17 protein-coding genes and 2 pseudogenes are annotated in these 21,898 nt (G+C 59.2%); 12 read left to right on the forward strand and 7 right to left on the reverse strand.

What is annotated here, in order from left to right:
• On the forward strand, nucleotides 1–1,339 hold a 1,339-nt coding region (gene guaA / locus EN738_RS07765; protein WP_127283194.1), incomplete at its 5' end, for a glutamine-hydrolyzing GMP synthase.
• A gap of 317 nt (nucleotides 1,340–1,656) precedes the next feature.
• The gene (locus EN738_RS07770; protein WP_091595769.1) at nucleotides 1,657–2,910 is read left to right on the forward strand and encodes a site-specific integrase; all 1,254 of its coding nucleotides are present in this window, start codon (nucleotides 1,657–1,659) and stop codon (nucleotides 2,908–2,910) included.
• Here EN738_RS07770 and EN738_RS07775 read toward each other — a convergent pair.
• Entirely contained in the window at nucleotides 2,891–3,145 is a 255-nt protein-coding gene (locus EN738_RS07775; RefSeq protein WP_091595894.1) for an AlpA family phage regulatory protein, read from the reverse strand. The two genes, EN738_RS07770 and EN738_RS07775, sit on opposite strands and share 20 nt — an antisense overlap.
• Before the next feature lie 256 nt (nucleotides 3,146–3,401).
• Here EN738_RS07775 and EN738_RS35375 point away from each other — a divergent pair, with 256 nt between their 5' ends.
• The 9 genes and pseudogenes from EN738_RS35375 (at nucleotide 3,402) to EN738_RS07825 (ending at nucleotide 11,716) form a co-directional block, all read left to right on the forward strand.
• Complete coding sequence (locus tag EN738_RS35375) at nucleotides 3,402–3,539, forward strand: hypothetical protein (RefSeq protein ID WP_164746654.1); 138 nt, start codon at nucleotides 3,402–3,404, stop codon at nucleotides 3,537–3,539.
• Between the two features lie 1,245 nt (nucleotides 3,540–4,784).
• Nucleotides 4,785–4,979: pseudogene (locus EN738_RS07785) on the forward strand (transposase); the annotation flags it as partial.
• An 879-nt stretch (nucleotides 4,980–5,858) separates the two neighbouring features.
• Nucleotides 5,859–6,419 carry a hypothetical protein gene (locus EN738_RS07790; RefSeq protein WP_091595768.1) on the forward strand — a complete coding sequence of 187 codons (561 nt, stop codon included), beginning with the start codon at nucleotides 5,859–5,861 and terminating at the stop codon, nucleotides 6,417–6,419.
• 457 nt (nucleotides 6,420–6,876) lie between these two features.
• Nucleotides 6,877–7,905, forward strand: a complete 1,029-nt coding sequence (locus EN738_RS07795) for a hypothetical protein (RefSeq protein ID WP_091595766.1) — start codon at nucleotides 6,877–6,879, stop codon at nucleotides 7,903–7,905.
• 2 nt (nucleotides 7,906–7,907) lie between these two features.
• A complete protein-coding gene (locus EN738_RS07800) occupies nucleotides 7,908–8,840 on the forward strand; it encodes a cupin-like domain-containing protein (RefSeq protein ID WP_126043594.1) in 933 nt (310 codons plus the stop codon).
• Entirely contained in the window at nucleotides 8,833–9,060 is a 228-nt protein-coding gene (locus EN738_RS07805) for a hypothetical protein (protein WP_091595762.1), read from the forward strand. The genes EN738_RS07800 and EN738_RS07805 overlap by 8 nt, the downstream gene beginning before the upstream one ends.
• A 2-nt stretch (nucleotides 9,061–9,062) precedes the next feature.
• Nucleotides 9,063–9,824: a hypothetical protein gene (locus tag EN738_RS07810; RefSeq protein WP_091595760.1), complete on the forward strand. Its 762-nt coding sequence runs from the start codon at nucleotides 9,063–9,065 to the stop codon at nucleotides 9,822–9,824.
• 246 nt (nucleotides 9,825–10,070) lie between these two features.
• A pseudogene (locus tag EN738_RS07815) lies at nucleotides 10,071–10,204 on the forward strand (IS5/IS1182 family transposase); the annotation flags it as partial.
• Nucleotides 10,205–10,615: 411 nt separating this feature from the next.
• Complete coding sequence (locus tag EN738_RS07825; RefSeq protein ID WP_091595756.1) at nucleotides 10,616–11,716, forward strand: DUF4238 domain-containing protein; 1,101 nt, start codon at nucleotides 10,616–10,618, stop codon at nucleotides 11,714–11,716.
• A gap of 563 nt (nucleotides 11,717–12,279) precedes the next feature.
• Here the strand turns inward: EN738_RS07825 and EN738_RS36745 are convergent.
• From EN738_RS36745 to oiaX, 4 genes are all read right to left on the reverse strand, one after another.
• Nucleotides 12,280–12,411 carry a hypothetical protein gene (locus tag EN738_RS36745; RefSeq protein WP_268929511.1) on the reverse strand — a complete coding sequence of 44 codons (132 nt, stop codon included), beginning with the start codon at nucleotides 12,409–12,411 and terminating at the stop codon, nucleotides 12,280–12,282.
• 297 nt (nucleotides 12,412–12,708) lie between these two features.
• On the reverse strand, nucleotides 12,709–13,245 hold the full coding sequence (locus EN738_RS07830; protein ID WP_126043593.1) for a hypothetical protein: 537 nt from the start codon (nucleotides 13,243–13,245) through the stop codon (nucleotides 12,709–12,711).
• Between the two features lie 2,234 nt (nucleotides 13,246–15,479).
• Nucleotides 15,480–16,814 carry a four-carbon acid sugar kinase family protein gene (locus tag EN738_RS07835; protein ID WP_127283195.1) on the reverse strand — a complete coding sequence of 445 codons (1,335 nt, stop codon included), beginning with the start codon at nucleotides 16,812–16,814 and terminating at the stop codon, nucleotides 15,480–15,482.
• Between the two features lie 3 nt (nucleotides 16,815–16,817).
• Complete coding sequence (gene oiaX / locus EN738_RS07840; protein ID WP_127283196.1) at nucleotides 16,818–18,068, reverse strand: 3-oxo-isoapionate-4-phosphate decarboxylase OiaX; 1,251 nt, start codon at nucleotides 18,066–18,068, stop codon at nucleotides 16,818–16,820.
• 188 nt (nucleotides 18,069–18,256) lie between these two features.
• On the opposite strand from oiaX, the gene EN738_RS07845 reads away from it, so the two are divergent.
• Nucleotides 18,257–18,970, forward strand: coding sequence for a transcriptional regulator NanR (locus tag EN738_RS07845; protein ID WP_127283197.1), 714 nt, complete (start codon nucleotides 18,257–18,259; stop codon nucleotides 18,968–18,970).
• 4 nt (nucleotides 18,971–18,974) lie between these two features.
• On the opposite strand, the gene EN738_RS07850 is transcribed toward EN738_RS07845, so the two are convergent.
• Both EN738_RS07850 and EN738_RS07855 read right to left on the reverse strand, forming a co-directional pair.
• Nucleotides 18,975–20,867 (reverse strand): hypothetical protein, encoded by a 1,893-nt coding sequence (locus EN738_RS07850; protein ID WP_127283198.1) that lies wholly within the window; start codon nucleotides 20,865–20,867, stop codon nucleotides 18,975–18,977.
• Nucleotides 20,864–21,898 carry a Gfo/Idh/MocA family oxidoreductase gene (locus EN738_RS07855; RefSeq protein ID WP_127283199.1) on the reverse strand — a complete coding sequence of 345 codons (1,035 nt, stop codon included), beginning with the start codon at nucleotides 21,896–21,898 and terminating at the stop codon, nucleotides 20,864–20,866. The genes EN738_RS07850 and EN738_RS07855 overlap by 4 nt, the downstream gene beginning before the upstream one ends.

The raw sequence follows: 21,898 nt of genomic DNA on the forward strand, positions 1-21,898 counted from the left end.
CTTCGAGGCCGGCGTGCCGGTGCTCGGCATCTGCTACGGCCAGATGGCGCTCTGCGTGCAGATGGGCGGCGTCGCCGAAAGCTCCAACCATCGCGAATTCGGCCGCGCCTTCGTCGAGATCGAGAAGGAAAGCCCGCTGTTCGAGGGGCTGTGGGCGCCCGGCCAGCGCCACCAGGTGTGGATGAGCCATGGCGACCGCGTCATCTCCTTGCCGGAGGGCTTCGAGGTGTTCGGCAGGTCGGAAGGCTCGCCCTTCGCCATCTTCGGCGATGTCGAGCGCAAGATGTACGGCATCATGTTCCACCCCGAAGTGGTGCACACGCCGGATGGCGCCAGGCTGCTCCGCAATTTCGTCCACAACATCGCCGGCATCGAGGGCGACTGGACGATGCGCGCCTATCGCGAGCATGCCGTCGAGGCGATCCGCAACCAGGTCGGCAAGGGCAAGGTGATCTGCGCGCTGTCGGGCGGCGTCGATTCCTCGGTTGCAGCGCTCCTCATCCACGAGGCGGTCGGCGACCAGCTGACCTGCATCCTCGTCGACCACGGGCTGATGCGCAAGAACGAGGCGGCGAGCGTGGTGGAGATGTTCCGCCAGCACTACAATTTGCCGCTGATCCTGGTCGATGCCTCCGACCGTTTCATCTCGGCGCTGGAAGGCGAGAGCGACCCGGAGAAGAAGCGCAAGACCATCGGCCGGCTGTTCATCGAAGTGTTCGAGGAAGAGGCAAAGAAGCTCGGCGGCGCCGACTTCCTGGCCCAGGGTACGCTCTATCCCGACGTCATCGAAAGCGTCTCCTTCTCCGGCGGCCCGTCGGTGACGATCAAGTCGCACCACAATGTCGGCGGCCTGCCCGAGCGCATGAACATGAAGCTGGTCGAGCCGCTGCGCGAGCTGTTCAAGGACGAGGTGAGGGCACTGGGCAAGGAGCTTGGCCTGCCCGAAAGCTTCATCGGCCGCCATCCGTTCCCGGGCCCCGGCCTTGCCATACGCTGTCCGGGCGGCATTTCCCGCGACAAGCTGGAGATCCTGCGCGAGGCCGACGCCATCTATCTCGACGAGATCCGCAAGGCCGGTCTCTACGACGCCATCTGGCAGGCCTTCGCCGTGCTCTTGCCGGTGCAGACCGTCGGCGTGATGGGCGACGGCCGCACCTACGAGTTCGTCTGCGCGCTGCGCGCCGTCACCTCGGTCGACGGCATGACGGCCGACTTCTACCACTACGACATGAACTTCCTCGCCGCCGCCGCCACCCGCATCATCAACGAGGTACGAGGCATCAACCGCGTCGTCTACGACGTGACGTCGAAGCCGCCCGGGACGATCGAGTGGGAATAAAGGTGCATCATTAGCTAGCTTTCGGTAAGTATCGATCAGAGTTGTATAAGCCTCTGAAATAAGTGTGTTTTCCTTACTGCATCTATCGCCATCTATCGCCTGGAAGCGGAATCATTTGGCGGTAAATTTGACGGCATGCGTTTCAGCGTTCTCTTTCCTGCCATGCAATACCGTCGTCCCGCCGATTGCAAGCGCACTCACTTCTTGCCCATCAAAGCATTGAAATACAATGATCGTTCCTAACAGTTGACGGTAAAATTGATGACGGTAAAATTGGCGGCCGAGAAACCCAAGTTGTGATCCGATCCTCTGTCATTATGTTAACAGATATTGCCCTTAAGCGGCTGAAACCGAAAGACAAAATGTACAAAGTTGCCGACCGTGACGGTATGTACGCTGCGGTGTCTCCGACTGGGCAGATTGCGTTTCGGTACGACTACCGGACCAATGGTCGGAGAGAGACTGTGACGCTGGGCCGATATGGGAACGGAGGTCTCACGCTGGCAGAGGCACGCGACCGCTGCCTTGCCGCGCGAAAAATGGTGGCAGCCGGAAAGTCGCCGGCGCAAGAAAAGCAGCGCGAGAAGCGTCGCCTGTCAGGCACGGCGAGCTTCGGGGATCAAGGCAAGCGCTGGTTAAAGGAAGCGAAGATGGCGGATAGCACCCGCTCGATGCGCAAGGCTATTTTCGATCGCGACATTTTGCCGATTTGGGAAAAAAGACTCCTAACCGAAATAACACCTGACGACTTGCGGGCGCTCTGCGCAAAGGTGAGGGATCGTGGTGCGCCGGCAACCGCCGTCCATATCCGCGATGTCGTGAAGCAGATCTATAGCTACGCCATTCTGCACGGCGAGAAGATCGCCAACCCTGCGGACGAGGTGGGACCAGCCTCAATTGCCACGTTCGAGGCGAAAGACCGCGCTCTGTCGCCTGCAGAAATCCGGATAATGCTGAAAGAGTTGGAAAACGTGCCGACGCTGCCGACGATTCGGGTCGGCCTAAAGTTCATCCTGCTCACGATGGTCCGAAAGAGTGAACTACTCGAGGCGACTTGGGACGAGGTCGATTTCGAGAACGCCGTCTGGAGCATCCCAAAAGAGCGAATGAAGCGGAAGAAGCCGCATAACGTCTACCTGTCACAGCAATCCCTCGATATCATGATCGCGCTCAAGACTTGTGCGGCGAACTCCCGATATGTGCTGCCGTCCCGCTACGATGCCGATGAGCCCATGTCGCGCGCGACGTTCAATCGGGTAACCGCGGCGATTGTCGAGCGGGCAAAGCAGCAAGACTTTCCGCTCGCGCCTTTCACAGTGCACGACCTTCGGCGCACCGGCTCAACACTCCTGAACGAGATCGGATTTAATCGCGACTGGATTGAGAAATGCCTTGCCCACGACGACAGGCGGTCCTCTCGAGGTGTCTACAACAGAGCTGAATATGAGCCGCAGCGTCGTCATATGCTGCAGGAATGGGCGGACATGGTCGATGCGTGGGCGGCAGGCAAAAAGCACACGCCCAGACTCCAGCCGCCTGCAGAGGCAGCGGTTATCCTTGATCCGATTTGACGGGTCTTGCCTTTCGTAGTCTTACGTCAGGCGCAGGCTTGGTCTTGATTTTTCCGACAGATGACGCATTCCGCCGCTCCTCGATCCACGCTTCGACTTCTGCCAAGTCCCAAACAACACAGCGGGCGGTGAGATTGAAGCGTCGTGGGAACTCGCCACGCTGTTCCATCTCATAGACGGTCGTATCAGACAGGGGAACGATTTCTCGCAGCTGCGACCGGCGAACAGTTCGCACTACTCGACGCGACGCGATGTGTGGTAGAACCAGAAGTGGATCCGGCTGCCCAATTTCGATGCCCTTGAATTTATCGACCTCGGAAGACTGCTGCCGTTTGACCATTTGCGTGACCGGGATGGATTGCCTTACTGGCCAACAATCGCGCAACTTTTCGAGGTTTCGTACAGCCCTCAATTGCGACCACGTATCCTCGCCTACTGACGTGAAGACTCAAGGGCATTTCACTGCGGATTATGTCAGGACCGCACCACCAATGGGATCCATCGAGCAGGCGCTGCATAAGGTCCGACAGGCGATCCTTGCTGCAGGCTTCTCGATGCTCGAATATCTCAAGCTGCGCGCTGACAATGACCTTGCGCCAATTGACGCGTTAATCGGCCGGCGCGGCTAGATCGCGGCGGAGGCGAAGCGCCGCGAGATCACGCTCACAGCCGAGGACGCGAAGCGCCGCCGGCTTCGCAGTTACGCCGTCGCCGATCTCACCAATCATGAGAGATTGCCGACATGGACAGCGAGACTTGGTCTTTGGTTAAACGGCAGCAGGCTCGGCGGTCGCAACGGCTACCTTGTCAAATACTGTGATGAGAAACGTTGCATCGCCAACATCTTCATCGAAGATGTGCTCGCATATTTCGAATTCCTGCGTGCCTTAGCGTGGCTGATCACGGAGGACGGCAGAACAGCCGATGCCGACCGACAAAAGGTGAAAGGCAATGAAGGCGAGCATAGTTCCTGCTCCGCTTGGTTGTTTGCGGAACCGGACCGAGTGTTGGAAAATGAAAGTTGGGGACAGTGCTCTCCGGCAGTTGATTGCAGACGCATCACAATGCGTATTACTCCGACTCAACCGCGCGGGGAAAACCAATGGCGAAGAAACCCAATGAGACTACGAGCAAGAAAGTTGCTTCGACGGCATCCAAGTTGCTTCGTTCTAACAGCTCCTCAAAGGCAGTCAAATCGGTCGCGGGATCCGCTCTTACGCAAAGGGTGAAAAAAAAGAAATAGCGCCGGTTTGACAGACATGAAGCAGTTTTGGCCTCATTCAGAAGAGCGCCAAGGAGTTTGGTTTCCGGCGAACTGGTTGTGTCCGAAAAGGTGGACTGCACGTTGGCGTCGACGCCATCCACAAACTGGAGAGCGCAGAGATTGGCGTTTTGGTTTGCCTTGATCCACCAACGGCACCGATGCTGAGAGAGGCTGCATCCGAGGGTGAGGTCGGCCCGCGCTCAAAGCAAGTTCCTAAAGTCCAGATTTAGAAGACGCCCGTCGAACGCCTGGGGGATGATAGATCTTCCGGAAGTAGGAAGACAGCCGGCTGTTTCGCCACAAAAGCTTGGCCGCAAGCGGGTTGAGGGTCAAACGGAAATGATGTTTCCAATGTCTTCAAACAGCAGAATGTCGAAGGGCCAAAACGCAAGGGAAATGGGCCCATCCGGACGGTCGACATCGAAGTGACCCGCGGACCATAGCCGAAAACAAAATAGCCTTTAAGGGCCCGCTCGACTGAATCCAGGAGCGGGCTTTTCTAATTCAGGGCGGGGTTCGAACCCACGAGACCGATGAAGGTCCACCTCCTTATCAGGGATGCGCAATCGACCGCTCTGCCACCTATCCACAACGTTGGTTCGATTGATCGATCTTCAAGCCCCGAGACATTCTCGGTGCGAATACGGCGGACTTTTGCCGCAAGCACGGCATTTCGGCAGCGACCTTCTATAAGTTCAAGGCGAAGTTTGGCGGGATGGAATTGTCCGACGCCCGTCCCCTGACGGCGCTGGAGGACGAGAACGCGCGGCTCAAGAAGCTGCCGGCGGAGCGGATGCTCGACAATGGATCTTGAAGGATGCTGCCGCAAAAATGTATGGTCCGCCCCGGGCAAGGTGTCGCGAGATCGCGAATGACCTATGGAAGGGCCGATACCCTCGAAGAGCGGCTTGGGTTGAAGCCGCTGGTTGGCCAGCGCATTGCGCCGATCATCATCTTCGCCGCCAGCATCGAACATCACCTGGAGCGGCGTTGTGGAAGCTCAAGGGCGTCAATCCAAAGGGCATTCGACCCGAGACCGACGCGAAGATGATCTCTGATTTGATCGGGATGCTTGAAACATTCGCGTCAACCGCTGCCAGCGGGAGACGAGCGCACCCTTCTTCAGACATGGTCCAATGCGGCCAGTCTTGCATTTGCGATCAGGAATGACATCGCTCATGGCGTGCCACCAACTTGGGCGAGAACGCGCAAGAGACCGTCCAGCGACTATTGGGCCGACGATCACTCTCTCGATCTCGTTCGTCACGCCTTCGCGGTTCTACTGCGCGTCACTGTTGGCGTTTCGACAGAGAAGATGCCGTTGATCGAGCTTGCGAACCCATCTTTGCTACGTGCCCTCCGCCGCGAATTATTCTGAGCGAGATGGCCTGCAAAGACTATAATCCGACCTTCAGAAATACTAAATCGGCAGCGATGGCTTCCTATTTCCCCGCGAGCGCTACACTGGTCACTTCAAGAATGGCGGCACCGTACCGCGGGCGCGCAGGCCAGGATGTCCAGTTCGACGTCACGGAAGGCCAATCGAAGACACGATCGAGGCATTCAACAATCTTGGATTTAACGATCGCACGATGACGATCAATCGTACGGCTACTCGGGCTATATCGCTCGAACTTGGACCGATTGCCCTTGGCCGCTTCCAGGTCGCATTGGTTTCGAGGTTGTGCCGGCATTCAACGAAGCTTTCTACGGCGCGCTCCACGTCGATCATATCGATCACAGCTGGAATGAGAATGACGGCCTCGCTTTTCGCATTCAAAATACACTTGGCCTTGCCGGCTTAGTGGTCGGCGGCAAAGTAGAGTTCTGCAAGATAAGCGGCACCATTCCAATCGGCGGCGCGCTGGTTACCTTGGGCGCGAAGTCGGCGACGGGGTCGACATCGCTTGATACGCCCAATGGCGACAGCACAACCTACCATGTGCGGCTCACGCAGCCGATCTACATGCTCGCCCATGTCGTCACGCCGGTGTTTTCAGGTACGGTCCCCCTGTGGTTCAAGTTGGAACTGACCAAGGGCAAGATCCCTACAACGCTGGGACAGAAGGGGTCGATCCAGATCACACCGACAGGACAGCGCCGTGACTACGTCCTTGTCGTTAGGCTCGATCAGGCCGCCTTTCTCCCGCAAGGGCTGACCGCGTCGGGCAAAGTCGACGTTAATTGGCAGGCACCGACCACGCTGCCGCCGACCGCGGCCGGCATCACGATGCCGCACCAGTAGCGAATTTCTCGCTGTAGCCGGGTTTGAGCGCAGCAAGCGATCTATTCGTCGCACTGCAATCGGCCTATGGCGAACTGAGTGCGAGGCCCTTTTGGAGGGCTTTTCCGTGTTGGCCGAAACGGTAGCTTTGGGTCAGGTCACGACTATGCCTAGCGGGGTGCCTCAACGTTCGTTTCCGACTATTTGTGCCTTAAAACTGCCAACCTGCAACGGCCCAACGCCGCCTGGCAGCTTTTGCGCCTCGTGTCGGCCATAGAGGCGAACTTTACCTCTGCCCGGAAGCAGACATTTCGGTTGACAACGCGCGCCGTCGCGGTCGCGCCATGAACAGGCATGGAATGTGGGTTCAACTGAAATGGATAGCTGGAGACTAGTATTGGCAAAAGTGCTTGCATCGCGGTGCGAACTGACGCTCTCTATTAGCTTAAGGTAAGATCAATTAGCTAAACCTAGTGCCATGGGCGATACTGACATCAACGCCGCTTTCGCGGGGGTGGACATAGCGCGATTTGCCCCGAGGGGGCATGAGCGTTTTGATGGTCCTATTCGAACGTTCTCAGACGCAGATGGGACAACTCTCTCAGCAATATCGGATCGAACGTTTCTTAGGTGGATAATCAGAGAACTCGGCGATCTGAGGGGGAAGCGCATATACGAAATTGGAACAGGAACTGGTTATCTGGTGTCAGTACTCTCCTTGCTAGCCGGCAGGGAAGGAGACGTCCCACTGATATTTGGTTGCGAGATTATTCCCGACCTCTTCGATCAATCACAGCGCGCCCTCATCGGCACTTCTGGTGTGCGCGTGCAATTAGGTGATTGGGTCGATCGACTACCCGAGCTGGGTCTCTTCGACGTCATAATAGCCACTTCTGCGTTTCGTGGCATCCCGCGACTGCTTCGCGAGGCGTTGCGGGTGCCGGGAGGCATGCTCGCTATGCCTGTAGCGATTCCGGGTGGCGGGGACTGCTTTACGATCTTCCTAGCAACCGAGAAAGGACTACTCACGGTCGGCGCTAGGATGTCCGTGTCCGTCCCTACAACCGGTTCCATTGCAGATGAGGACACATGGTACATCCCGCTTGAAAAGCTTATTGATCCGCGACCGAAGTCCTTCTTGCATATTGAAAAGGGCCGAGGCTTTGGTCACCCTGTTTTGGATTCTTTGGCATTCCGGAGCTACCTTTTTGGCGCTGAACCGAATTTCCGCGCTGTGAACCTAGGCGTCGAGCGTACATTCGACCTCACACACTACTCTTTCGGTCTCATCGATAGCGAGCGCCGCTCGGGCGCGCTTTATCACGGCCGCGACATAGTCGTGTTCGGTGATCTGGGCCTCGAATTTGCCGGCACCTTGGCAGCCCATCGGGAACGATGGCAAGCAAATGGGCAGTCGGATCTTAGCCGAGTGCACTATCATATCCCTTGGACCGCGTTCGATGCTGACCAGTTGCCAAGCGGATATGTTGCTGCCCTTGGAGGCTGAGGATGTTGCAGACGGCTCCTCCAGACTTGTCATACGTTTGTCCCGATGTGAGATTTCGGGAAATAGGTTGCATCCCCATCATCGGAATGAAGTGCGCAGCAGAGCTGATGGAAACTCCCTGGGTGTCGCGAGACGTTTCCGCTCTGGATGAACTTGCTGCCCTCCTCACACCCCAGCGTATCGCGGCACGGCATGGGACGCGCTTGGTCACGCTCGAGCATAAGGAACGATGGCGGAACCTCCGGGCGCAACAGAGATTGGGCGATTATCTCGCTGGTCTCGACACAACTGAATTTTATCTCAGGCAGAGTGACGCGTCCTTCGTCGACATCGCGCATCGATTGCCTGTTTCACCTCGATCACGCGAGCCGGCATACTTCGACAACATATGGATCGGTCCGCCAGGAACGGTGCAAACCTTTCATCAAGATAACCACAACGACTACGTCACGAACCATAATTACTTCATTCAGTTGTTTGGGTGGAAATATGTTGCAGTCTGCCACCCACGGGATACCTTCGCGCTCACGGACGGCGCCACAGTGCGAGGGCACCATTGCGATGCCTCGCCGACGGACCCCAATGTCTGGCAACGCGTGCCGTCGTTACGTCATGCAATCGTCGGTCCATGCGACCTCCTGCATATCCCTCCCAGTTACTGGCATTACGTCCAATCCCTCTCAGTTAGCATTTCGGTGTCGCGTTGGTGGTTCGATAACCACTTGGCAGAGATCATTTACAGCGTTGGGCAAGAGCGTTGGGAGCGTCCTGCAATCGTTGTGGCGGATACTAGGACATTCTTGGCTGACCTTGAAGAGTTTGGCGGCGCTTCTGCTTTGAAGCGTGTCCTTTTGCAATTGGCTCCCATCGCAAGATTTGCAATTATAACGGCGTTCAGTGAATTCTATGGCAAAGGAGTTTTCGACTATGTCTGAAGCACCGCTTTCCTTCGAACTGAGTGAAGATCAAGCTAAGGCCCTCAGGTCCCTCGCTGGAGGTAAAGGCATACGCATTTCCGGTTATGTCGATGGGACAACCCTGAAGGTCGACAACATTGCCATCAACGCAGGGATAATCGGTATCAGCAGTTCACCCTTCAAGGACGGCATGGCCCCTTTTATCGCTTGCAATGGCCCGCTCGAAGTTGAAAAATGACAATGGACTACGTCGCGCGTTTTGTTGAAACTGCCCTTGACGAACAAGGCGACATAGCAACGCGCGACTACCTTCGGCTGTTTGGCGACGCTGTTGCACGTCACGTGCCGCCATACTTCCTCGCCGACTACGGCAACAGTTTTAGGTCGCATATTGAGAACCCGGTATGGGTGCTGCAGTCGCTTGTCTCGAATGCGATCAAAGAGGGCGAGGGTTCCCGCGACTTAGCGAAGATTGCCAACGCTTGCACAAGTGCCGGGCTTGTTGACGATCTGAGCCAGCATGTCGAGGATGAGGCAGGTCATTGCCGAATGTACCTTCGTCTCGCCGATCTGGTATTTCCAGACGCATTGCCAGATAATGTGCGCGGGGCCGTTGAGACCCAGTTTCCCCCCATGCAGCACAGCCAGGTCGAGGCCGCTAGCCTCGAAACCTGGAGGGTGCTCGACTATTTGATTCAGGTGAACCTCGGTGAGGTGAGGACCCGCATTCACCAGAAGTTGTTGGAGCCCGTGCTCGAGGCATATTGCCCGCACCGTAACCTAGACATGCTGGGTCGAACGCTATGCAAGTTAAGTGGCGACGAGTGTAGCCACATCCGCTACACTGCAAGACGCATCGGAGAACTGTCCAAAGAATTTGCCTCGACTCGGGTTGAAGAACTCTTTTGGCAGAGATTGCTACAGTTCACCGCATACACAGAGCGCGAATTGGGTAGCCAGAGGGCTGGAGGGTTTGCGACGTCCCTAGTTAGGGATCGGTGATTGCTCCGTGGGGATCGTGTTGGCAGGCACGCTCTTATTCAGGTCGCCTTCGCCGTTGACCCGCGCCGTTAGATCTGTCGACCTCCTGGATGAAAATTCGCTTGCGAACCGCGGGGAGTCAACCGGACAGTTCTCAGGACGGCTGTTGGCGCCAAGCGGTCCGCGCTATGCTGGACGTGTTAGTCCGTTTCTAGACCGGCCAACCCGAAAACAAATAGTCCGCTTGCGGCCCAGAAGCCGACGCATCTGGCCGCCGACAGCGCCTACGGATCGGCAGCGAACCTCGCCTGGTTGGTCAAGGAACGGGAGATCGCGCAGCATATCCCCGTGTTCGATAAAACCGCACGGATGGCACTTTCTCGCGCGCCGACTTCATGTTCAGCGGAACTACTGGTTCGCCCTGAGCGAGGATCGACCGCTATTCTTTTTCGCCGGCCTTCGGACGCCTTGGCATGGTATCGGAAGGTTACTCGGGTCTAGCCGGCGCGGCCGTCTTGTCCCGTTCCTGCCCGCTCCTTCGCTCCGCTCCCGTGTTGGGGACAAGCCAGCCCTGCACGCCGTCTCCTTTGGAGCCGTCCTCCCGGGACAGCGCGTCGGCCGCATCCAAGTCTGACGCTTCGTGAAACGAACGCCACCCTGCGACGGCGTTCGTCACGTCTCTTCGATTGAGTGCCAGGAAGGGCGGGCCTGAGACGTACATTCCCGCTGGAAGCTCTGTGTGATAGCAACGGCTTGGCGCGGGTGTTTGAGCGCCCCCACGGCAGTGCCGGAATGGCGGATCGCTCAATTGCATGGCGGAGAACAAGAACCAGCACTTTGTTCCCCGGGTACATCTATCGCCCTTCAGCGTGTGTGCCGAAGGCAAAGCCATTCACCTGTTTAACCTTGATCGCAACCAATCATTCTTCGATGCCCCGGTGAAGAATCAGTGTTCCAGGGATTACTTCTACGGGCAGGACCCAAGGCTCGAAACCGCAATCCAGACCGTCGAGGGACACTATGGCGACTGCGTTTCGTCGTTGCTCAAGCCACGTGCGGTCATCAAGGATCTTCATGCCACAATCCTCAGGCGTTTCGCCTACCTGCAGCATGTCCGCACAGAAGCCGCCGCGCGTCGATCCGCGGAGTTTGCTTTCGCTGCCACGTCAGTCAAAGGTGCGGACTTCGAACAACCGTCTTTCAAGGAGGCCGTCAAAAGTGCGGTGATCTCGGCGATGCATCACTACGCCAAAACGATGAGCGTCGTAGACGATCTAAAGGTGCGGGTTGTTCGCAACCTTACCTCGGTGCCGTTTCTCACATCAGATGACCCTGCTGCTCTCGCCAACCGCTGGCATCAACAGCACAGGCATGCGCAGCACAGATCTTTTGGAATCTCCAGCGCAGGTGCGCTTCTCTTCCTGCCGCTTTCGCCAACGCTGTTGGCTGTTCTCCTGGATGGCGACGTCTATCAAGCCGAGCACGTCGGTGGCTGGATCGATGTGTCAAATACGGCGGACATTCTTGCGTGCAACCACCAGCAGGTACTGAACTGCGCGGCAAATCTGTACTTTGGCGAGCGTAGCTCTGGGGATGATGTGCAAGCTATAGCGATCTCAGTTGCGCATCTGCGACCCCCGAGTCGGTTTGACGTGGTTATGGCGGTAGCCGACGGCAGAACCGAAACTCATACTCACTACGCAGTCGTAGATGCCCCCGACGCTCGGGAGCATGACGACGTGCTTATCCACGTGAGAACTGTCAGGCCGGTTCCGCCAACGTGGCCCTCGTTCCTGAAGTTTCGAAACAATCGTTTCGTCTTCACCAACGATACGGGCGCAGGCTTCCGCCGTCGGAGGACTGCGACGTCAAGTCTTTGGGGTAGTCCGCCTTGGCGGAAGGTTCGAGGCTAAGGAGACCAATGCTATTCTGGCGCTTCGCCATCATTCTCACCTGGCGGCGTTTTCGGGTTGTTCGGTTTCATCGAAGACCAAGAAGAGGGTGTCGTCATCCTCGTTCATGGCCCTTTCCGCCAATCCTTTTGCCAATCGCAAAGGCAACGCGTTGGCCGATGGCGGGATGCTGGTCCCCGAGTGGGTCATAGAACGGAGGTACGGCGTCGGCTTTGACTTTACAGCTTAGCGTGTGAAGCACGAAGAGCAGCCGCTATCGTTTGCGGGAGTGGCGTCCCATGCGAACTGGGACAGATTGGTTAGGTTAGTCTCCTACGGGCTAAGCCCACCCGACGTCGTCCTTTCTGGAAAGTCTCAAAAACAGATCGAACCAGAATCGATATTCGGCATCTTCACGATTGCCAGACACTTCCAAGGGACACTAGGCGACCGACGTGGTAGCGTCCTTGCCGTGCCTTCGATCTCGGCTTCCATCGCCTCGTCGTCGGATAGGAGTGCCCAATCTTTAACAATGTCATACTGGCTTCGCACATCGATGCCCTCCGTCTTGCCGAGAAGCAGCCTTAGGTACCCCGACGCCTCCCGACCTTCAACACAATGACAATGGCCATCACCAGCCCCGACGCGGCCAAGACGCCGTAAAACCCTTCGGCCGTTATTGCAAAGCCCCAGAAGTCGATTGTGATCTTGTCCATTGGTTCGGTTGCCTTCACCAGATTCCAGGTTCAAACGACAGACTGAACCGTCTGCGCTCGTGTTGCGTTTTACGGCGCAAGCATGAGGCACCCTTGCAGGCGTCAATTGCAAAAGCGCCATCTTAGAAAATTATACCTACAAAATGCGTCGTTTCAGTCCCGGCTGGGGCCGAAATCTGTCCTTCGCGAACCGGTCGCGCGCTGCCTTGGCGTCAATTGCCGTTATTGGGCAGTTTTTGTAGCCTCAACCCCATTTTTTCAGCTCGGCAAGGAAGCGATCCTGCTCCTCCAAGGCTTTCAGCATCGTTCCATGACAGTGGAATCCGTCATGCGCCGCAATTCTCGCTGAATGGACGATTCGTGAAGACCCAGCGCCGTCCTCAGCGCCAGTGAGTCTAAAACACCATGTACCTCTTTCCTGAGGGGCGTATCGAGGTATCCAGCCGCGGCCTTTTGGAGAGCAGATGCTTCCGAAAAATTGTACATACTCGCCGTCTCTTTGGCTTTCCGCATAAGGTACTCGCTAGCCGAGTCGGAGATCGATGACGTCGTGCGCGAGGGCGCTCTCGCCGTCCTTGCAGCTCTCGTTGCCGCCGCTTCGTTCATGAATTTCTGTCTGTTCAGCTTCCAGCGCCCCTGCCATCGACGGATCAAGGTAACGTCTGTCTCCCTCCGCGAGCTGGACATATCATTGAGGACCCGCCTCATGGCTGAAGTCGCCTTCATGGAAGGATTATCCAGCAAGATACTTGCGACCTTGGCAAGGGCCTGATCGTTGTTCTTGACGCCGCTGCCAATTGGGCGGCCGACGCGGCGCTTCTGAATCTCTTCCATTGCTTTGCCTCCAGTTGGTGTCGGTCTGCCCCGTGCGCTCTTTGATATTGTAGCAACGGATGGATTCTCAAGCGATTTAAATAGCTCCGATCAGTTTAAAAGCGCGGAAAATTCCCGCTCGTGAATCCAAAAGCGCGGAAAATTCAGCGACACGTAATTTTCCGCGCTTTTACGGCTTACGGAGAGGCTGAGCGCGAAAAATTCCAGCCGGTGCGGCGTTTGGCAATCGGCGTTTTCATCCGAAAACGGCCCCGCATTATTCCTCTAAAGCTTAGAACTGCCGGCCATAGCGCGGGCGAGCGGCACTGCTGAGGTAAGCAACTCAGCTCCCACCTTGCAGGACCTGGATGACGGACTGCCCGCAGGTGCTGCCCCATCTGCTTTGGACCGCATCTGCGAAATTCTCACGTATCCTGCCTGTGCGCATGTAAGCATAGGGTAGCGCCTGGGCTCGATTGGCCACCACACTAAGAACCACCGTCGGCATGGCGACCGCAGGCTGATGTCCCAAACGCCACTCCAAAAGGATCATCCTCTCATGGATCCCAATGCCATCATTGCGTCCCTGCCAGTCGCCGGGGCTGATCGATCTGTGCTCATCGAAGTCGCTAATGCCGCGTTCGAGCCCGTCATTGAGCGGATTGAACCGAATATTAGGAACGACCCGAAGCCTTTGGGATGCTGATAACTACATCGACAATAGCCTTCTCGGCGTCTCTCCCACAAGTCCGTGGGAAACGGCTCAGGAATTCTTTGCGGCTCTCGCACGCAAGGAAACCTTGTTCACCCATACTTGGCAGCTGGTCGGCAGAGAAGCTCCCCTTGCTGAAGCCTTGGAAGCACACAAGAATCCGGACGTTGGCGTGACGCTGGTAACGGGGTCTGGCGGCGGCGGCAAATCTCGAGCTCCAAGCCATTCTGGACCAAATCGCCGCCGATCAGTCTGCGACTAGGATCAGGCTTGTCTCACCGACAATGGAGATCACCAAGGTGTCTCTAGAAGAGCTTGGTTCCGGTGACCTGCTCCTCGTCGTCGATGATGCTCATGACAGCGACAAGTCTCCAGCCATTGTTCAATTACGCCGCGGCCAACGTGGGTCGTGTAAAATTGCTCATTGTCTTCCGACGATATGGAGTTGAGCATATCCGGGCCCAGGCAAGCAGCTATTCCTTTTCTGGAGACCGTCTGAGCGTCATCGACGTACCGCCTCTTTCCAAGGAGGAGTCGGAGTCGCTTGCCCGCCAGGTGCTTGAACACCTAGGTGGACCTATGGAGCTTGCGGCCAGCATTGCTCATCTCACCCAAGATTGCTCGCTCGCCACAGTGGTCGGGGGCTCAGACCTGCATGAAGCCCCATCTTGTGCAGCGTCCTTTGCTTAGGCGCGGAACCATACGGAGCGATACGGGAAGATTTCTGATTTTGGCCCACGAGAAAGCCAATGAAATCAACGGTCCCGGCACATCCTCCGGGCCCACCAAATTATAACATATCAATGTGTTACGCTTAATTCTTCAAGAATTAAGCGAGTTTTGCCAGATAAATTCATGAGTTTTAGATGGAATGATTTTGGGGCCCGTTGGTCAATTTTCTCCGTCTGGTCGATGTCACCTGTGAGACGTAGCGCAGGCCCCTGTATTTCAAAAGGCTCTCCGACGGCGAGTGCGGTGATCGGCGGCAACGGCGTGCGAAAGGGCGGGTGTGACTCATACCAGTCGTGCTCGCGACAGCTCAGCAATGGCCGCTTTGCGCCTCATAGCGGTCGTCAATGCCAGCTTGTATATCAACTGGAAGCGGTCGCCCTACCCGAAAGCCCTGGAAACTGCTTCCTGAGTCTCCACGCCCTCGCTATCGCATCAAACCTGTTCTGATCCAAACCTCCTGTCCAACCGATCTGACCGCTTGGAGAATTCTTAGCGTAATGCAGCATGCCAGAGGGCAGCAGGGCTAGACCCATTGGCCTGTCAAAGCTGCGATGAAGCGGCCTGCCAAAGGCCTGCCTTTTCGGCCGTGAAGAGCGATCCATAACTCGGCGTCCTGATCTAAATTCTCCAGGTAGATGGCACCCTGGCTGCCGCCGCCTCGTCTGCAATCAACTTAGGGGCTGTCTGTCGAATCTTGTCGATGAATGCCTTGCCACCGCGCCTCCCTTCCGGGAGCGATGGCAGCGAGAGGGCGCTACCGCCTTTCCCCACATTCAACTGCCAGTTTAGGTTTCGCTGCTTGGGTTGAAAGCTAACCGCCGAGGCCGTCGCGGATCGCTGAGAAATAGCGATCGGTTCCGACCTGGCCACCCTTCAGCGCGACCTCCAGCCCGTCTATCGCCGCGATGCGCGAATGGGCGACGCAGAGCGGCGAGCCGGGTGACGCTGGAAGCGGCATCCTGACCGTCAGCGCGTCGACACCCATCTGCCCCAGTGCATGGCTCGACGTGTCGCCGCCGGCGATGATGACGCGCTTCAGGTTCTGCTGCTCGGTCAGTTGTCGCAGCAGCGTGCCAAGGCCGCGGCCGAGCTTGTGGCGGGCGCCTTGCTGCCGATCGATCTCGGCACCGCGATCAGCGGCAGGTCCGAGTGCCGTGTAAAGGATGACGCTGCGCCCGGCTTCCAGGCTGGCGCGGCCGCTTGCCGCCGCGCGCACGATCGCCTGTTCGGAATTGTCCGAGACCAGTTCGATGGGATCGATTTCGATGCCGTCGAAGCCGTCGGTCAACGCATGGCGGATCTGCCGTTCCGTGGTCGGCGAGCAACTGCCCGAGACGACCCCGACGCGGCCGGCAGCACCCGGCGCCGAAAAGCGGGACTCGGCCCGAACAACAACAGTCTCTGCCCATTCGGCGAGCAACGCGTACTCGACGCCGGACGAGCCGACGACGAAGGAACCGCCTTGCTTGCGCGTGCGCCAGATCTCCTTGCCGGCAAACGCCTGGCTTTCCGGACTATCGACATCGATGAGTACGATGGCGGCGCCATCAGCGGCGAGGCGATCGAAGGCCGCTGAGCGGTCGGCCGAACGCAGCGTCGCCAGGTCGAGCAGACCCGAGGCAAGCCGGGTCTGCCGCGCCAGATGGATCAAAAGATCGGCCTCGTCCATCGGCGTCGCCGGATGGCGGCTCATCACCGGATGGCGGTCGATGCGGTAGTATTTGTCCCGATAGCCGGCGAACAGATGGCCGAAGGCGGTGTAGCGCTTGAGTTGCGGCGCGCCGACCACCAGCGGCACGCTGTCCTGCGCGAACACCGAACGGCCGATCTCGATCGCCCGGCCGATGCTGCCGATCGTCGGGCTGGAATCGAAGGTCGAGCAGACCTTGTAGTGGCAGATTTCGGCCTCAAGCGTCTTCAGCCAACCGAAGGCCACCTTGAGATGCGTGTCCATCCACTGCTGCGACTCGCTGCGGCTGGTGCCGGCCAGGCCGACGGCACGGCAATGCGAGAATTGCGCCAGCTGTGCGTCATCCGGCTGGCGCATGAACAGCACGGTCGGCACGCCGCCGAGTTCGAGCGCCTCCATCACATCGGTCGAGCCGGTGAGGTCGTCGCCATAATAGCTGAGCAGAAGGTCCCGCATTGCTCAGGCCGCCTTGCCGTCGCCGAACTTCTCGATCGAGCGCGCCAACTCGACATGCCTCTTGGCGAAGTCCGCGAGCGGGATGCCGTCGACCGCTGCTTGCCAGGCCTGCTGCACGGCGCGCACGCCGGCGCCCGGTCCGTCCGGATGGCTGACGATGCCGCCACCGCACAGATAGAGCAGGTCGACCGTGCGGCCGGTACGTTCGTAGGTTTCAGGCGCCTGTCCGCCCCATTGGCCCGAGCCCGCCACCGGCAGCGCGCAATCATCAGGCGAAAACAGCGGCGTCGTCACCGCCTCGAAGGAACGGATGAAGGAGTCGTCCGGCTCCCAGTATTTCGAGCCGATGCCGTTGATCTGGAACTGGTCGACGCCAAGCAGCCGCCAGAACTGCTGCCAGACCATGAAATCCATGCCGAGGCCGGGATGGCGGGTGAGGATGTCCCAGCCATTGCGGTGGGCGTGCAGCACCAGGCCGGAGTGCTTCCTGAGGTAAGCCATGCCGCCGAAGCCGACGGAATTGATGTTGATGACGGCGCAATTGCCGCCGGCTTCGACCACAAGGTCATGGTTGCGCATCATCTGGTCGGGATCGGCATGCGAGATGCCAAAGGCATACATCACCTTCTTGCCGGTCTTCTGCTCGTGGTTGAGGATCAAAGGCATGATCGCCTTCACCCGCTCCGCTAATGGCGAATAGGCCGGGCTCATCAGCTTCTCGTCGTCCTTGATGAAGTCGATGCCGGCATCGATCAGCTCGCCCACCATCGCGGCCGTCTCGTGCGGCCGCAAGCCGAGCGCCGGCTTGACGATGGTGCCGATGATCGGGCGGCCCTCGACGCCGGTCAGCCGGCGGCTGCCGGCGACGCCGAATTGCGGGCCGGGGTGGGCGCCCCTGAACTCCTTCGGCAGCTTCATGTCGACGACGCGGATCCCGGAAAAACCCCTGATCGAATAGGTGCCGCCAATGGCGATGGTCATCAGTGCCGCAAGGTCGGTGCCGATCGCGTCGAACGGGAAGCCGATGTCGACATCGGCGCGCTTGAATGGGCCAGGGCCGGCGTCGGGAATGGATGGCTGCTCCGCATCGGGCAAATGCCGGATCGCCAGCACATGGGCCGCGACGCGCGCCTTCAGCTCCTCAGTCTCGCCGGGCAGCGCGACGAAGGTTCCGGTCGACTGGTCGCTGGCGATCTTGGCCGCCATCGCCTCGATGCTGCCGGACGTTTCGATGCGATAGGTGAGGATGATCATGGCCGGCCGTCTCGGGTCGAAAAGGGGTTCGAAAACAATTCCCTGTCGTTCGAAATCTGGTATAATGAGTACATAAGTATTGCAAGCAATATCCTGCCCAAAGGATACAGTCCGACCGGCGGACGGGCATTCCGGGAACCGCCGCGGCAATGCTAGATAGAGCAGGGTCAAGGGAGTGATTCGCGACGATGAACCGTTCGGAGCCGATCGTCCGGCGAAAGCTTTCCGATGAAGTCTTTGCGCGACTGAAGCGCCTGATCACCAGCGGCGAATTGCAGCCGGGCGACGACATGCCGTCGGAGCGCGAATTGATGGAGCGTTTCGAGGTCGGCCGGCCAGCAATTCGCGAGGCAATGCAGGCGCTAAGCAATATGGGCCTCGTCGCTATCTCGCATGGCGAGCGTGCCAAGGTGCTGCAACTGACCGCCAAGTCGATCATCAGGCAGGTCGATGGCGCGGCCAAGATAATCCTGTCGTCGTCGAAGGACACGCTGGAGCACCTCAAAAGCGCGCGCATCTTCTTCGAGCGCGGCATGGTCCGGGAAGCCGCCGAGAAGGCCACGGCCGAGGATGTGCAGCGGTTGAGGGCCACCATTGCAGAGCAGCGCAGCTTTCGCGGCGACTCCGAAGCCTTCATCTCCGCCGACATGAAGTTCCACACCCAGATCGCGGCGATCTCGGGCAACCCGATCTATGTCGCCGTCAGCGAGGCGATGCTCGGCTGGCTGAAGGAATACCACACCGAGATGCTGATCTGGACCGGCAAGGAAAAGTTCACGCTGACTGAGCACGAGGAGATCATCGGCCGCATCGAGAAGAAGGATGCCGATGGCGCCGAGAAGGCAATGATCAAGCACCTTGAACGCTCGCGTGCCCTCTATGTGATGAATTCCGAGAAGTGACGGTTCAGCCGATCCGGGCGATCGCGTAAGGCGGCATCGCCAGCCTGCCGCCCGCATCCAGGCTGATGGCGCGCTCACTCCCATTCCGCATGATGAGCGATGCCTTGCCCAGACCGGAAATGTCGACCTCAACCTCGCCTGCTGTCAGGTTGGCCAGGCAGACGATCGTCTCGCCCATCGAGGAGCGGCTGGCGAGTGCCGCTACCCGGGTGTCATCGCTGACCGTAGTAGGGACATGCTGATGACCGACGAGGTCGCAAAGCATCTTCACGGCATGGAAAAGCGGCCGGGGCGCGCCGTCCTTGGCGGGCTCGCCCAACGACGCCAGCAGTCCGAACGGTCCGGCGAAACTCGACGGCGTCAGCATCTCCAGCCCGGCTGATGCCACACGCGCGGCATAGCCGATCGCCCAGGCGGCCGCGAACTGGCCGGCGTGGCGCGGATCGCGATTGGCCATGGCGATGCGCTGGCCATCCGGATTGTCCTTGGTCGCGCCGCCATAGGGGTTTTGGCGCATGGCAATGGTCGATGGTCCTATTCGGTACGGCTTGTCGCCGAAGATCGCCCGCGCCGATTGCGTAATGAAGGGCAGCGCCTCCAGTGACTGCATGATGCTGAGATCGTCGGCCGCGTGCACGATCGGGCAGGTGCAATGGGTGATGAAGTCGAGCGGGCCGACGGGAACGCGCTTGCGGTTGAGTTCGGTGAAATAGCTGAACATGCCGCCGCCGAGGCGGATGTCCGGGAAGGCGCGCCGCGCCGCCGCATAGACATTCTCGAGTGGCGGGCAGGGCGGCCACGCGCTGCCCGGCGGTGTCGACTGCCGGTCGACCGAAGGCGAGACGGCGATGGCATCGAGTCGCAAGCCGGCCCGGCGCACCATGCCGGCGATGCCGGAAAGTTCGGCATCGAGATCGCCGTCGCAGGCAACCACGCATTCGAGCGTCGTGCCCGACTTGTAGGCCTCGGCGAGTTGGGCGAAGGCGCGCAGCGCCTCGAAGCCATGGCCGCGCGTCGGATCGTAGTGGAACAGCAACTGGCGTGGCCCCAGCACTGTTAGTAAGGGCAAGATCGCCAGCGTTGCCTCGACATTTTCGGGGTAGATGACAACGCCGATCTCGGGCAGCGCCGCACCGGGTTCACCAAGCGCCACGCGGACCGGTTCGGAGGTAGTGGCGACTGCCGGCGCCTTGCCGTCGCCGGTGATGCGCAGCGTGATCGTCTGGCGGTTGGTTTCGCCGGCCGGCAGCTTGTAAGGCCACGGCAATGCGAGAGGCCGCACATAGGTCTTGTAGGAGGCGTCCGACCAGTTGCGCTGGTCTTCCATTTCGAAAATGTCGCCTTCCATACGGCATTCGGCGGCCACACTTGGACGGACCTGATGCGTGATGGCGCGAATATCCTTGAACGGCTGCCAGGGATCGATCTGCAGCGGCAACTTGGTATCCACCACGCTGCCGTCGGTGTGCTCGACCGTCACCGGGCTGCCGGCCAGCCCGGCGATCGGATGCAGGATGCAGAAGCCGCAGCGGTTGGTCTCGAAATCGCTCTCGGGCAGGGCGCTGACGTCAAAGAACAACTCGCCGCTGGCAGAGCCCTTGATGGTGGCGCGAAAGCCGAGCTTGCTGCCGTCCGGTCCCGTGCAGTGTGCCGCATAGCTGACCGAGAATGCATCGACGCGCTGGTCGATGACCAGGTCGGTCAGTACGGGCTCATACGTGCCCCAGTCGCGGTCGCGCACGATATAGGCGATCGCGCGCAGCACCTCGGTGCCGCCATGGCGGATCGTGCGCAGATTGCCGTTGACGAAATCGGCGCTTAGCGCGCCCGCACTCAGCCTGACCGGCGCGGCTTCGACCGCGTGCGTGCCATAGAGCTGGAAAGCGTCGGCGGTCATTTCAGCAAGGCATCGAGGTGGACCGGCTCGTGGCTCGCCGCGCCCGCATAGGCGGCCTCGACCAGCGCGAAGGTCTTGAGATTGTCGGCGCCGGAGGTCGCAGGTTCTTTTCCTGTCGCCAGGCAGTCGACCCAGTGCTGCTGGATCGCGACGACGCTTTCCTGGATGTTGTGCCAGGGACGCGATGCCCAGGAGAGCAGCGGCGGCGAGACGTCGCTCACCACCGTTCCGCTCTTGCCCGTAACAGTAAGCTTGTAGCCCTGCGCCAGGCGGATCGTGCCGTCGCTGCCGTCGATCTCGATCAGCGTCTCCGGAAACGGCTCGACAGCAAGTTTCGTCGCATAGCTGCAATCGACCACGGATGTGGCGCCACTCGCATGATCCATCAGCATGGTCACGACATCCTCGCCGGCAATGGCGGGATTGACGCGCGTGGTCCGCGTCGTGATCGTCGAGGCGTCGCCGAGCAGGAAGCGGCCGATGTCGAGAATGTGGATGCCGAGATCCTCGATGATGAAGCGCTTGCCGGTCGCCAGATAGGGCTGGCCGGAAAACACGTCATAGGCGGAGCGGAACGAGATGCGGCCGAAGAACGGCGTACCGATCTCGCCGCTGTCGAGCACGGCGCGCACCGCCTGGATCGGCGACTGCCAGCGGAAATTCTCGTGCACCATCAGCGGCACGTCGGCGTCCGCGCAAGCCTTCACCATCGCCTTGGCATCGGCAAGCGTCGGCGCGAACGGCTTCTGGCAGATCGCGGGTACGCGTTGCGCGGCCGCCATCTCGACCAGCGCCCGATGGCTGGGCGCGGTGGTGGCAATGTCGACAAAGTCGAGCGTCTCGTTCGCAAACATGGCGGCCGCGTCGCTATAGCGCCTCGCGATGCCGAACTGGTCGCCGACGATCCTGAGCCGTTCCGCATCGCGGTCGCAGATGGCGACGATCGAGGCGCCTTCGATCTCGCGCCAGCCCTGCATCTGGTTGACGGCAAAGAAGCCGCAGCCGATCAGCGCTCCCCGCAACCCCGCCAT

It is taken from the genome of Mesorhizobium sp. M4B.F.Ca.ET.017.02.2.1 (assembly GCF_003998955.1).
In the GTDB taxonomy this organism is placed as follows: domain Bacteria; phylum Pseudomonadota; class Alphaproteobacteria; order Rhizobiales; family Rhizobiaceae; genus Mesorhizobium; species Mesorhizobium abyssinicae.

Excerpts from the sequence above, each read along its gene's own strand:
- EN738_RS07770 (WP_091595769.1), top strand. The coding sequence starts at position 1,657 with ATGTTAACAGATATTGCCCTTAAGCGGCTGAAACCGAAAGACAAAATG.
- EN738_RS35375 (WP_164746654.1), top strand. The coding sequence starts at position 3,402 with ATGGGATCCATCGAGCAGGCGCTGCATAAGGTCCGACAGGCGATCCTT.
- EN738_RS07795 (WP_091595766.1), top strand. The coding sequence starts at position 6,877 with ATGGGCGATACTGACATCAACGCCGCTTTCGCGGGGGTGGACATAGCG.
- EN738_RS07800 (WP_126043594.1), top strand. The coding sequence starts at position 7,908 with ATGTTGCAGACGGCTCCTCCAGACTTGTCATACGTTTGTCCCGATGTG.
- EN738_RS07805 (WP_091595762.1), top strand. The coding sequence starts at position 8,833 with ATGTCTGAAGCACCGCTTTCCTTCGAACTGAGTGAAGATCAAGCTAAG.
- EN738_RS07810 (WP_091595760.1), top strand. The coding sequence starts at position 9,063 with ATGGACTACGTCGCGCGTTTTGTTGAAACTGCCCTTGACGAACAAGGC.
- EN738_RS07825 (WP_091595756.1), top strand. The coding sequence starts at position 10,616 with ATGGCGGAGAACAAGAACCAGCACTTTGTTCCCCGGGTACATCTATCG.
- EN738_RS36745 (WP_268929511.1), bottom strand. The coding sequence starts at position 12,411 with ATGGACAAGATCACAATCGACTTCTGGGGCTTTGCAATAACGGCCGAA.
- EN738_RS07830 (WP_126043593.1), bottom strand. The coding sequence starts at position 13,245 with ATGGAAGAGATTCAGAAGCGCCGCGTCGGCCGCCCAATTGGCAGCGGC.
- EN738_RS07835 (WP_127283195.1), bottom strand. The coding sequence starts at position 16,814 with ATGCGGGACCTTCTGCTCAGCTATTATGGCGACGACCTCACCGGCTCG.
- oiaX (WP_127283196.1), bottom strand. The coding sequence starts at position 18,068 with ATGATCATCCTCACCTATCGCATCGAAACGTCCGGCAGCATCGAGGCG.
- EN738_RS07845 (WP_127283197.1), top strand. The coding sequence starts at position 18,257 with ATGAACCGTTCGGAGCCGATCGTCCGGCGAAAGCTTTCCGATGAAGTC.
- EN738_RS07850 (WP_127283198.1), bottom strand. The coding sequence starts at position 20,867 with ATGACCGCCGACGCTTTCCAGCTCTATGGCACGCACGCGGTCGAAGCC.
- EN738_RS07855 (WP_127283199.1), bottom strand. The coding sequence starts at position 21,898 with ATGGCGGGGTTGCGGGGAGCGCTGATCGGCTGCGGCTTCTTTGCCGTC.